This window comes from Acidaminobacterium chupaoyuni, assembly GCF_047936785.1.
Lineage (GTDB): Bacteria > Bacillota > Clostridia > Oscillospirales > Butyricicoccaceae > Acidaminobacterium > Acidaminobacterium chupaoyuni.
The window spans coordinates 1,689,082-1,700,659 of the sequence record NZ_CP176394.1; the positions used below are offsets into that span (position 1 = coordinate 1,689,082).

The window sequence follows — 11,578 nt, forward strand, 5'->3', positions numbered from 1 at the left end:
TGAACTCTTGATGAAAAGTAGGCCGCAGCGTTTGCCGCGTTAAGGCGCTTGAGTGCCCGCTTTGTCGGGAACCGGGGTGGTACCGCGGAAGTTTGCTTTCGTCCCTTTTTAGGGGATGAAGGCTTTTTTTATTTTAAAATCCTATCACGATATAAAGGAGTAGTAACGATGAAAGAACAGCTCAACCAAATTCTTTCCAAAGCGCTGGATGAAATCGGAAGCGTCGCCACGAAAGAAAATTTAGAGTCTGCCCGTGTCAAATATCTCGGAAAAAAGGGTGAACTCACGGCTATCCTGCGCGGCATGGGCAAGCTCTCTTCCGAAGAACGGCCTCAGATCGGCCAATTGGCCAACGAAGTTCGTGAAAAAATCGAACAGGCCATCGAAAAAGAACAGTCTGTGATCGCTGACCGCATGATCGCTCACAAACTGCAAACAGAAACCATCGATGTAACGATGCCCGGCGCTTCCCTGCCCATCGGCAAGCGTCATCCGCTGAACACGGTGATGGATGATATCTATGATATCTTCACCGGTATGGGTTTTTCGATCGCAGACGGCCCCGAAGTGGAATATGACCACTATAACTTTGAAGCGCTGAATATTCCCAAAAACCATCCTGCCCGCGACACACAGGATACTTTCTATATCAATGATAATATCGTGCTGCGCACACAGACTTCACCCATGCAGATCCGCACCATGGAAAAGCAGAAACCGCCCATCCGCATCATCGCCCCCGGCCGTGTTTACCGCAGCGACGCGGTGGATGCCACCCATTCCCCTGTTTTCCATCAGATCGAAGGTCTGGTGGTGGATAAAGGCATTACCATGGGCGATTTGAAGGGCACCTTGGAGGTCTTTGCCAAAAAGCTTTATGGTGAAGACACCGGCGTTCGTTTCCGCCCCCACCACTTCCCCTTCACCGAACCTTCTGCCGAAATGGATATCACCTGCTTCAAATGCCATGGCAAAGGCTGCCCTCTCTGCAAAGGTGAAGGATATATCGAAATTTTAGGCTGTGGCATGGTGCATCCCAAAGTTCTGGCCGGCTGCGGCATCGACCCTGAAATCTATTCGGGCTTTGCCTTTGGCATCGGTTTGGAACGCATTGTCATGCGGCGTTTTAAAATTGATGATTTACGCCTGTTCTATGAAAACGACCTGCGTTTTCTGTCACAGTTCTAAGAAAAGGAGAAATAATCATGAACTTACCGTATAAATGGCTGAATGACTATGTGAAAATCGATAAAGATATCAAAGAATATGCCGCCAGAATGACCATGACGGGTTCAAAAGTAGAAGGCTGGGAAAACCCTGCCGATGAAATTTCCAATGTTGTGTGGGCTAAAGTTCTTCAGATCGAGCCTCACCCGGATGCCGATAAACTGGTGATTTGCCAAATGGATGTGGGCGATAAAACCGTTCAGATCCTCACAGGCGCCAAAAACCTGAAGGTCGGCGATGTTGTGCCCGCCTGTCTTCATAACGCAAGGCTGCCCGGCGGCGTGGTGATCAAAAAAACGAAAATGCGCGGTGTGGAATCCAACGGCATGCTCTGTTCTTTTGCAGAACTGGGCCTGACACACAATGACTGCCCCTATGCCGACCCCAACGGCATTTTGGTTTATCAAAACGAAGATTGCGAAGCTGTTCTGGGCGAACCCGTAACAAAAGCGCTGGGCATCGATGACGCCATTATCGAATTTGAAATCACGCCCAACCGCCCCGATTGCCTCAGCGTGATCGGCCTTGCCCGCGAAACCGCAGCATCTTTTGAGCTGCCCATGACGCTGCCTCAGGTGCCTGCCCGCGATGCAGCCGGCGAGATCCATGATCTTTTGAATGTCACCATCGCCGATGCCGACCTCTGCCCCCGTTACTGCGCGGCCATGGCGAAAAATATCAAGATCGCCCCTTCTCCCAAATGGATGAGAGAACGCCTGCGTGAAGCCGGCATTCGCCCCATCAACAACATCGTGGATATCACAAACTTCGTCATGCTGGAATATGGCCAGCCCATGCATGCTTTTGATTATCGCTGCATCGAAGAAAATTCCATCGTGGTGCGCCGCGCGGCTTCGGGCGAAACCATCACAACGCTGGATGGCCAGCAGCGCCCCCTTTCCGAAGGAATGCTGCTGATCACCGACCCGAAAAAGCCCATCGGCGTGGCCGGTGTAATGGGCGGCGGCAATTCCGAAATCACTGAAAACACGCAGATGATCGTTTTTGAATCGGCCACTTTCTCGGGCCCGTCCATCCGTGTGACTTCCCGTAAACTGGGGCTGAGAACAGAAGCTTCCGGCCGCTATGAAAAAGGTCTGGATTGCGAAAACACCATGCCCGCGCTGATGCGCGCCTGCCAGCTGGTGGAACTGTTGGGCGCCGGCGAAATCGTTTCCGGCGTGATCGATACCTATCCTGTGAAAAAAGTCACACGCACTTTGCCGCTGGAACCCGAAAAAATCTGCCGCTTTTTGGGCGCAGAAATTTCAGAAAGCGATATGATCCGTTCTCTGACCGATCTGCAATTCCCCGTTGAAAACCGCTTGATCACCGTGCCCAGCTGGCGCGATGATGTGGAAGGCATGGCCGATATCGCCGAAGAGATCGCCCGTATTTACGGATATGATAAGATCAAGCCCACCTTATTCAGCGGAGCCACCACAGCGGGCGGCCTGAGCCCTGAACAGCATTTTGAACGCCGCCTGAGCGATGCTTGCCTTGCGACCGGCTTCAACGAAATGATCAGCCTTTCTTTCATGAGCCCCAAGGTTTTTGATAAACTGCTGATTCCCGCCGAATCGCCCCTGCGCATTGCCACAGTCATTTCAAACCCCCTGGGTGAAGACCAGAGCCTCATGCGCACGACCCCTCTGCCCGGCTTGCTGGAAACCAATGCGCGCAACTATAATTTCCGCCTGCCCGCGGCGAGATTCTTCGAACTTTCGAAGATCTATCTGCCGAAAAAAACCGCGGAAGGCACAGCGGATCTGACAGTTCTGCCCGATGAAAAGAAGATCCTGACCATGTCGCTTTATGGCGATGGCGATTTCTACAGCCTGAAAGGCGCTTTGGAAGCGATCTTCCATATTCTTTCGCTGCGCGATCTGGTTTTTGTGCCCTGCACAACCAACCCCACCTATCATCCCGGCAGAACCGCCGCGATCATGGCGGGCGATGTGGAAATCGGCGTTGCCGGCCAGATCCATCCGCTGGTTTTGCGCAATTACGGCATTGGCGCTGAAGTTTATGCCTGTGAAATCGATTTGAACGCTTTATATGCGCAGATGGATCATAACAAAGTATACAAAGCGCTGCCCAAGTTCCCGGCCGTGACCCGCGATGTGGCGCTGCTTTGTGAAGAAGCGCTGCCGGTATTAAAGCTGGAACAATCTATCCGCGCCGCCACCGGAAAATCTTTGGAAAACCTGACCCTTTTCGATGTTTATAAGGGCGCTCAGGTGGGCGAAGGCAAAAAGAGCGTTGCCTATTCTCTGGCACTGCGCAGCTATGACCATACTTTAACGGATGAAGAAGCCGACGCAGTCATGAAAAAAGTTCTGGCACGCCTTGAAACCGAATGCGGCGCTGTGATCCGTTCTTAACACAAAACTTCATAATGGGCAGTTCTTTTTTAAGAGCTGCCCGTTTTTCATCATAGCGATAAGAAAGGAGGAAACATGAACTACCGTGACTTACTGGATGGGCACGCGGTAAAGCTTGAAGATCTTTTGGATGCACGCGAGCAAAGGGCTGCTTTTCAAAAAAAGCTTCAAGAGTGTTTTCATCTTCCGCTGCTTAGCTTCACCTTGAACATCGCGGGGCCGATCAAGAATTTTTCTTTGGCAGACCGTGCTTTTTCAGAAGGCATAGCTTTGATTTCATATCAGTGTAAAGCTTATTCACTTTCTATTAAAAAGGTGGAGCGCCACCCCTGCGCCGTTGGTTATGAATGCTTTTTTGTAATCGATGCCCCTGCCGTTGCTCTGAAAAAAGCCATGTGCCTTTTAGATGAACAATCGCCGTTAGGAAGACTTTTTGATCTGGATGTTCTGGATGCCGATGGGCAGAAGATCTCCCGCGAATCCGTTGGCTTTTCCCCAAGAAAATGTCTGCTGTGTGATCGTTCGGCCTTTGCCTGCGGCCGCTCACGGGCCCATTCCATCGAAGCGATCCAAGAGAAAACCTGTGAAATTCTGTGGGAATATTTTTCCGCACAGTATGCCGCGAAAACAGCTTCTCACGCTGTGAAAGCTTTGCTCGATGAGGTAAACGCGACCCCTAAGCCCGGGCTGGTAGATCGACTGAATAACGGTTCCCATCGTGATATGTCCCCGCGTCATTTTATGGAAAGTGCTTTAGCTTTACAACCGTATTTTTTGCAGGCTTGTTCCTATGGAATCCAACACGCTTCCTGCGAGCCCTCTTCTTTTTTAAAAGACCTTCGCCCTTTGGGGCAGCAGGCAGAAGTTTGGATGCTTGAAGCCACCCGTGGTGTGAACACCCATAAAGGCGCCATCTTCACCATGGGCATTTTATGCGCCGCTCTGGGCTTTCTATATGGCAGCAGCCTTCCCTATTCCCGCTCTGCGCTGCAAAATGTCTGCCGTCAAATCGCTTTGCCCCTCGAGCACGATTTTGAAAAGATGGCCGCATCTTCACCCGGCACCCATGGAGAAACGATGTTTCAAAAATACCAGGTTCGCGGCGCACGCGGCGAGGCGATGAATGGTTTCCCCACTTTGTTTGAAACAGCGCTGCCAAGTTTATGTGATTCTATCCGCCGCGGCTTTTCCCAAAACGACGCAGGCATTCTCACCCTGCTGAAAATATTGGCGTCTTTTGAAGATACCAACATTATTTCCCGCTCCTCATATGAAACCTTGAGCAAGATCCATTTGAAATGCGCTAAAATATTGAAAGACAGCATTGAATCTCAAGATTATATCGGTATTCTGACACAGTTAGATCAAGAAATGATTGCCCAAAACATCAGCCCGGGCGGAAGCGCAGATTTGCTGGCCGCCGCATATTTTTTATGGTATGTGGAGCAGGAAACCACATAAACCGATTCCTTTTCCGTTGTAAAAATACGGCCCAACAAGCAAAAGCGCCGCCAGATTTCTGGCGGCGCTTTTTATGCACATTTCATCTGAAAAAATCGACAAATACACACACAATTCACAGGCATGTTTTCGTAATTATGACGGTTGCCGAAAAAGCATTCTATTTTTGGGTCAACACTCTTCCCACGGCATTTTTCCAGCCCTCTATATTTTTCTGCCGCAGCTGCTCTTTCATCTGTGGGTGAAAAACCATATCAATGGGTTTGCGCCGCTTGATTTCTTCGGTATCTGCATAGACACCGACCGCCAGCCCCGCCAGATAGGCCGCCCCCAACGCTGTTGTTTCAACGATTTTCGGGCGGATCACATCGATGGAGCCAATATCCGCCTGAAACTGCATCAAGAAGTTATTGCGGCATGCTCCGCCATCCACGCGCAGCTCGCGCAAAGCAATTCCGCTGTCTTGAACCGTTGCCTGCAAAACATCATTCGATTGATAAGCAATGGCTTCAAGCGCCGCACGGATAATATGATTGCGGCTGCTGCCGCGGGTAAGCCCCATCAGCGCCCCGCGGGCATACATATCCCAATAGGGCGCGCCAAGCCCTGTAAACGCGGGCACAAAATAAACGCCGCCGTTATCTGCCACTTTAGAGGCGAAATATTCGCTGTCGGAAGATTCCACAATAAAGCGCATTTCATCGCGCAGCCACTGCACTACACTGCCGCCGGCAAAAACGCTGCCTTCCAGCGCATAAACCGCTTTTCCGTTTTTTCCGCAGGCGATGGTCGTCAACAAACCGCTTTGGCTCACCGCCGCCTTTTCGCCGGTATTCATCAGCAAAAAGCATCCGGTTCCATAGGTGTTTTTGCAATCGCCCTCATCAAAACAAGCCTGGCCAAAAAGCGCGGCCTGCTGGTCGCCCGCAATGCCCGCGATGGGGATCGCGCGGCCATCCAGCTGCGCGGTTCCAAAAATGCCGCTGCTGGGGCAAACTTCGGGCAGCATACTTTGGGGAATATGAAAAAGTTTCAGCAGTTCTTCATCCCAACAATGTTCATGAATGTTATAAAGCATCGTTCGTGAAGCATTGGTATAATCGGTTTTATGCACTTTTCCGCCGGTGAGCTTCCATAACAGCCAGGTGTCCACCGTTCCAAATAACAGTTCCCCCTGCTCTGCCATTTGCCGGGCATTCGGAACATTTTCCAAAATCCAGTGTATTTTTGTGGCCGAGAAATAGCCATCGATCAGCAGTCCTGTTTTTTCGCGGATCATTTTTTCAAGACCCTGCTCTTTCAGCGCTTTGCAATAATCGGCTGTGCGGCGGCATTGCCAGACGATGGCGGGATAAACCGGCTGGCCTGTTTTGCGGTTCCACACGATCGTTGTTTCACGCTGATTGGTAATGCCGATGGCATCGATCTGGTCTGCATGGATATTGGCCTGCGCCATTGCTTCACTGATGGTGCCGGAAATGGTGGCATAAATCTCCATCGGTTCCTGTTCGACCCACCCAGGGGCAGGATAAAGCTGTGTAGTTTCTTTTTGGGCCATGGCCGCGATCTTTTCGCTGCGATCGAATAAAATACATCTGGAACTGGTCGTTCCCTGATCCAACGCCATCAAATATCCCATGATTATCCCTCTTTTTCAGATTTATCTTTTGTTTTTTCGGTATACATGGCTTTATCCGCACGCCTTGCGGTATCTAAAGCGGTTTTATCCAGCGCTTTGTTAAAAACAGCATAACCGATGGCGGCATGGAACGGATATTCCAGTGTTTCATCGGTTGTTTTGCATAAATGATGAAATTCCAGCGTCTTTTGCTCCAGAATCGCCGGGGAAATCTCTTTGCCCACAAAAGCAAATTCATCGCCGCCAACGCGAAAACTTTTCCCATATTCGCCAAACACCTGGTCGATCAGGCGCGCGCAATGGATGATCGCTTCATCGCCTTTATCATGTCCATAAGCATCGTTGATTTTTTTCAGATCGTTCACATCAATGGCCAAAATAAAGAATCCGCAGGTTTTTAGTTCTTCCAGCGTTTCATGGTAAGCGCGGCGATTGAGGCAATGGGTCAGTGCATCGCATTTTGCAAGGCGCTCGAAATAAGAAGCTTCCCTGCTTCGCCGAATAATGACCGCCGCCTTTTGAATGGAAAAATAGGCTTGCAGCAAAATAAAAATCAACACACCGATGCGGATGAAATTCCCCGTGTTTTCCAAGGGATTCAAAAGAAAAATGAATTCTTCTAAAACGGAGAAAACCAACAGGCAGCAAACAGGGATCAAAAATTCTTCCGCGGCCTTGTTTTTCTTTTTTTCACACTCTAAAAACAAGGTGATGAGCAATATGATGCCCACGACCAGTTCCACCATTTGAATGACATAAAGATATTCTATCAGATCCAAAATGCCGAAAAGCTGGAAACCGAGCGCAGATACAATATTTGCCGCCAATATGGCCTTGCAGATCTTTGCAATTTTAGAATAGGAATATCCGTCGATCCCTTCGATCAAGCAAACCAAAGGAAGGGGAAAAAGCATCATAAATAATATCGTCAATGCGCCCGTGGCGCTCATATTCCCCGCAAAAAGCTGTAAAACGCGGCATTCACCCAACATCCACGCGCCAACAAACACAGAAAATACGCCCAAATAAAGAATGCGATAGTTCTTTCCATAAGGATGTTCAATGGCATAGTGAACAGCAATGAGTAAAATCCCCAGCAAAAAGATAAACGACGATAAAACGACCGCCACAAGGTTTTTATGAAAAATATAAAAAATCAAAGCCGATTTCGTGCCATAGAAAACCGATTGAAGCACCCCGTTATAGCGCGGATATACGGAAGTAAATTCGATTTTTATGGGCTTTTCTCCGCTGCCATCCGGCAAACGAATCATATTCCACGCGCTGCCCGGCGTTTTTGAAAAGGGATGCACTTCCCTCCAGCCAAAAGTATAGATCAATCGATCTGCCACCCAGACCTTCACCTTTTCCTGAGAAGATCGAAAACAGATCGAATCGTTATCTTTTATCTCTTTTGGCAAAACACCTTTTAAAACCGTTCTGCTGCCGGCGCCCTCAAGCTTGATGGGAAGTGTTACCGAAACATCGCCCGAATCTGTTTCATAACTCCAGCTGCCCTGCAGCTCGGCAGCCCTCTCGTTATCGAATTTCACATTGTCGTAACCGCTCCGAAAAAAAAGCACCATGCTAATGAAAAGAAACAGATAAAAGCCCGCCCAAAGCGGCAATCTCGCATACTTCCATTTTACTTTTGGCATTTTTTCACTTCCTTTATAGAGAAAACGCGATCAGCAGCGCAATCATCCGGTTTATCAACGCCGAATGGAATCATTCATCAGAAAACCGACCATTTTTATTATACAATATTGAATCTGTATTTCAAACCATTTTCTTCCCCCAAAAACGGTTCTGTCGAGCATGATTCATCAAATTGCCGCGAGAAGACATTCGCGGCCTGCCTGTCATCTGCTTCATATTTGTGATATAATAACTGCATACATTTATGATACAAATTTTACGGCCCGTCTGCGGCGATGGCCGCTTGATACCATCACCGCAATTCAAAGAAAGGATCGGCCACATGCCGATGAACATAAAATGAAATCTTCCGCTTATGATTTTCCCAACGGCTACTTTTTTGCTTCACAAGAGCCTTTTTCTCTTTTCCATACTTTTGAATGCGGCCAATGCTTCCGCTGGAACGCCGTTTCCGAAAACGAATATATCGGCATCGCAAACGGCCGCCCGCTTTATGCCAGACAAGAAGAAAACGGCATCTTTTTTTCATGCACCAAAGAAGAGTTCGAAAAAGAATGGTTCACTTATTTTGACCTTCAGCGAAGCTACAGCCCGCTTGAATCTATCTTCACGCAAAATGAATTCATGACCCGGGCGGTGGAATATGGGCGCGGCCTGCGCATCTTAAAACAAGATCCTTGGGAAACGCTGGTCAGTTTTTTGATCTCTCAGTGCAACAATATTCCCCGCATCAAAAAAATCATTGAAACACTTTGCCGCCTTTTGGGCGAGCCTGTTTCTTTTGCGGGTCATACGCTTTATACATTTCCTTCTTCTTCTATTTTAGCGCAGTGTAATGCTGATGACCTTGCCCCATTAAAAGCCGGATATCGAACGGCTTATCTGCTTGATGCGGCGCAAAAAGTGTGTGCGGAAGGCTTTGATTTCGCAATGCTTGGCTCACTTTCCACTGAAGAAGCCCGTGATCGGATTTTATCTTTTCACGGCGTGGGCCGAAAAGTGGCCGATTGTTTTCTGCTTTTTGGGGCCGGAAAAATGGATGCCTTCCCCATCGACACATGGATGAAAAAAGTGTATGCGCAATATGCCCTTCCCCTGCAAAACGGCGTCTTTGGCGATTACGCGGGTATTGCGCAGCAATATATCTTTCATTATGCCCATCAAAACAAGCTTTCTTTTTCTACACCCGCCGCAGAAGATTGCTCTCAAAAATAAATTCTCTGAACAGAATCGTTTTGAACCAGAAAAATGCACCCGCCGCAAAAAACGGCAGGTGCATTTTTAAATTTACTCTTGTGATTTTAAGCTGCAAAGGTTACTTTTCACAAACGCCTTTTAAATTATGCCACAATTCACGAAAATTTTCGTGATGGATCTCTGTGGGTTTAAAATGCATCAGCTGAAAAACGCCCTGCAGGCAGGTGCCCTGGCCAAAAGCGCCGATCAGCGTTCCCACGCCGACAGGCCCACCCAAAAACCATCCGATCACCGTGACCGTGGTTTCGATGCCGATGCGGCACCATCCGGGTTTCAGCCCTGTGCGTCTTGCCAAAGCCACCATGAGGCTGTCGCGCGGCCCGGCGCCGAATTGTGAACTGATGTAAAAACAAGTGCCGAATGCCACAACAAACATGCCGATGATCATCATGCCCACGCCGGTATACCAAGTCTGCATGGTAGGCAGAACATCCCAGGCGATGATCAGATCTGTAAACGGCCCGATCAGCAGCATATTGCAGATGCTGCCGATGCCAATGCGCTCATGCAGCGCCAGATCGGCGCATAAAATCACCATGCCCACCAATGTGTTCGCCATGCCGATGGTGACGCCTGTTGTCAATGAAATACCCTGATGAAAGCAATTCCAGGCGGTGAAGCCCAAATTTGCACGCATGGTGATCACACTGCCAAGCGCGCAAAGGAACAAGCCAAATATCATCTTTATGATTCTGATGCCATATTTCTTCATTTTTCCCCACAATCTTTTGCTGTTTTATTTCTATCCCAAAAACTCGGTGCAATCCAATACATCGGCCAAAATCGCGTTGGAAACAAACATTCCCTGCGGGGTCAGCCACCAGCGCCCGTTTTCCTCTTTGCAATAGCCTGGTTCGATATATTTGCGCAGCTTGGCCGCAAACGGTGTGAATTCCATGCGGAACCGCTGATAGAACTTTTCTTCATCGATGCCATCTGTGGTTCGAAGCATCAGCATGATATATTCGCCCGGTCGTCGGTAATTTTCAACCTCGTCCGCCGATTCCAGAATTTCAGCTTTGCCATCCATTCCATGCACATAAGCCTGAAGATCATCCACAAAAGAAAAGCGCTTTCCGCCAAAATAACTGTGGGCAGACGGCCCAAACCCCAGATAAGGCGAAAGATCCCAATATTTGCTGTTATGGCGCGAGCGATATCCCTCTTTGGCGAAGTTTGAAACCTCATATTGGTAATACCCTTCCCGCGCAAATCGCTCCACCGCATACAGATACATATCGGCCTGCAAATCATCCGAGGGCAGCGCCGGTTTTTCGCGCCACATCGGCGTGCCTTCTTCCAGCTTCAGCGCATAGGCAGAAAGATGCTGCGGCTTCAGCGCCAAAATCCGTTTCACAGATTCCTGCCATTTTTCCATGGTTTGCCCCGGCAGACCATACATCAGATCCAGCGAAATATTGGTGAACCCCGCCTCCTGCGCCTTTGAAACCGCCTCTTGCGCCATTTCAAAGGTATGCAGACGCCCAAGCATCACCAGTTCATCATTATCCGCGCTTTGAACGCCGAAAGAAAGGCGATTGACCCCGCCTTTTTTCAGCTTTTTGAGCATTTTCAAATCAGTGCTTTCAGGGTTGCATTCCACTGTGATTTCGGCACTGTCGCGCAGCAAAATGCGCTTATCCAAACCTTCTATCAGTTTCAGCAGACGCTTATCGCCCAAAAGCGAGGGCGTTCCGCCGCCAAAATAAACGGTATCCGCTTCAAAATTGCTGCCCGGGCGAAAATATTCTTCAAAATGCCGCAGAACAGCCGAAACATATTCATCCATTTCTTTTTCTGTTTTGCAGGGCCGTGAGTAAAAATCACAATACGCGCATTTTCTTTTGCAAAACGGCACATGGATATAAATGCCGATAGGTTGTCTCATTCCTTCGCGGATTTCTTGCTTTTTTTTGAATCGTGCCATAATGGCTCCTTTTTGCAACGGCGA

8 protein-coding genes and 1 other annotated feature (1 of these 9 cut by a window edge) are annotated in these 11,578 nt (G+C 48.9%); of the genes, 4 read left to right on the forward strand and 4 right to left on the reverse strand.

All coding sequences use genetic code 11. The features are described 5' to 3' along the window. Positions 1–109, forward strand: a binding site (T-box leader) (it extends 115 nt beyond the left edge of the window). Positions 110–168: 59 nt separating this feature from the next. The 3 genes from pheS (at position 169) to citG (ending at position 5,072) form a co-directional block, all read left to right on the forward strand. Then, positions 169–1,188, forward strand: a complete 1,020-nt coding sequence (gene pheS, locus ACJA3I_RS08090) for a phenylalanine--tRNA ligase subunit alpha (RefSeq protein WP_458862103.1) — start codon at positions 169–171, stop codon at positions 1,186–1,188. A 17-nt stretch (positions 1,189–1,205) separates the two neighbouring features. After that, positions 1,206–3,611, forward strand: a complete 2,406-nt coding sequence (gene pheT / locus ACJA3I_RS08095; protein ID WP_458862104.1) for a phenylalanine--tRNA ligase subunit beta — start codon at positions 1,206–1,208, stop codon at positions 3,609–3,611. Between the two features lie 75 nt (positions 3,612–3,686). Continuing rightward, positions 3,687–5,072, forward strand: a complete 1,386-nt coding sequence (gene citG / locus ACJA3I_RS08100; RefSeq protein WP_458862105.1) for a triphosphoribosyl-dephospho-CoA synthase CitG — start codon at positions 3,687–3,689, stop codon at positions 5,070–5,072. Positions 5,073–5,232: 160 nt separating this feature from the next. Here citG and glpK read toward each other — a convergent pair whose 3' ends face one another. Both glpK and ACJA3I_RS08110 read right to left on the reverse strand, forming a co-directional pair. Next, entirely contained in the window at positions 5,233–6,714 is a 1,482-nt protein-coding gene (gene glpK, locus ACJA3I_RS08105) for a glycerol kinase GlpK (protein WP_458863837.1), read from the reverse strand. Further along, on the reverse strand, positions 6,714–8,369 hold the full coding sequence (locus ACJA3I_RS08110) for a GGDEF domain-containing protein (RefSeq protein ID WP_458862106.1): 1,656 nt from the start codon (positions 8,367–8,369) through the stop codon (positions 6,714–6,716). The genes glpK and ACJA3I_RS08110 overlap by 1 nt, the downstream gene beginning before the upstream one ends. Before the next feature lie 340 nt (positions 8,370–8,709). Here ACJA3I_RS08110 and ACJA3I_RS08115 point away from each other — a divergent pair, with 340 nt between their 5' ends. Beyond that, complete coding sequence (locus tag ACJA3I_RS08115) at positions 8,710–9,585, forward strand: DNA-3-methyladenine glycosylase family protein (protein ID WP_458862107.1); 876 nt, start codon at positions 8,710–8,712, stop codon at positions 9,583–9,585. Positions 9,586–9,685: 100 nt separating this feature from the next. Here ACJA3I_RS08115 and ACJA3I_RS08120 read toward each other — a convergent pair whose 3' ends face one another. Together ACJA3I_RS08120 and hemW are read right to left on the reverse strand one after the other, a co-directional pair. After that, on the reverse strand, positions 9,686–10,264 hold the full coding sequence (locus ACJA3I_RS08120; protein WP_458862108.1) for a YczE/YyaS/YitT family protein: 579 nt from the start codon (positions 10,262–10,264) through the stop codon (positions 9,686–9,688). 105 nt (positions 10,265–10,369) lie between these two features. Next, entirely contained in the window at positions 10,370–11,554 is a 1,185-nt protein-coding gene (hemW, locus tag ACJA3I_RS08125; RefSeq protein ID WP_458862109.1) for a radical SAM family heme chaperone HemW, read from the reverse strand. Between the last annotated feature and the right edge of the window lie 24 nt (positions 11,555–11,578).

Coding starts and splice junctions, on each gene's coding strand:
- pheT (WP_458862104.1), top strand. CDS start 1,206: ATGAACTTACCGTATAAATGGCTGAATGACTATGTGAAAATCGATAAA.
- citG (WP_458862105.1), top strand. CDS start 3,687: ATGAACTACCGTGACTTACTGGATGGGCACGCGGTAAAGCTTGAAGAT.
- pheS (WP_458862103.1), top strand. CDS start 169: ATGAAAGAACAGCTCAACCAAATTCTTTCCAAAGCGCTGGATGAAATC.
- ACJA3I_RS08110 (WP_458862106.1), bottom strand. CDS start 8,369: ATGCCAAAAGTAAAATGGAAGTATGCGAGATTGCCGCTTTGGGCGGGC.
- ACJA3I_RS08120 (WP_458862108.1), bottom strand. CDS start 10,264: ATGCGTGCAAATTTGGGCTTCACCGCCTGGAATTGCTTTCATCAGGGT.
- ACJA3I_RS08115 (WP_458862107.1), top strand. CDS start 8,710: ATGAAATCTTCCGCTTATGATTTTCCCAACGGCTACTTTTTTGCTTCA.
- hemW (WP_458862109.1), bottom strand. CDS start 11,554: ATGGCACGATTCAAAAAAAAGCAAGAAATCCGCGAAGGAATGAGACAA.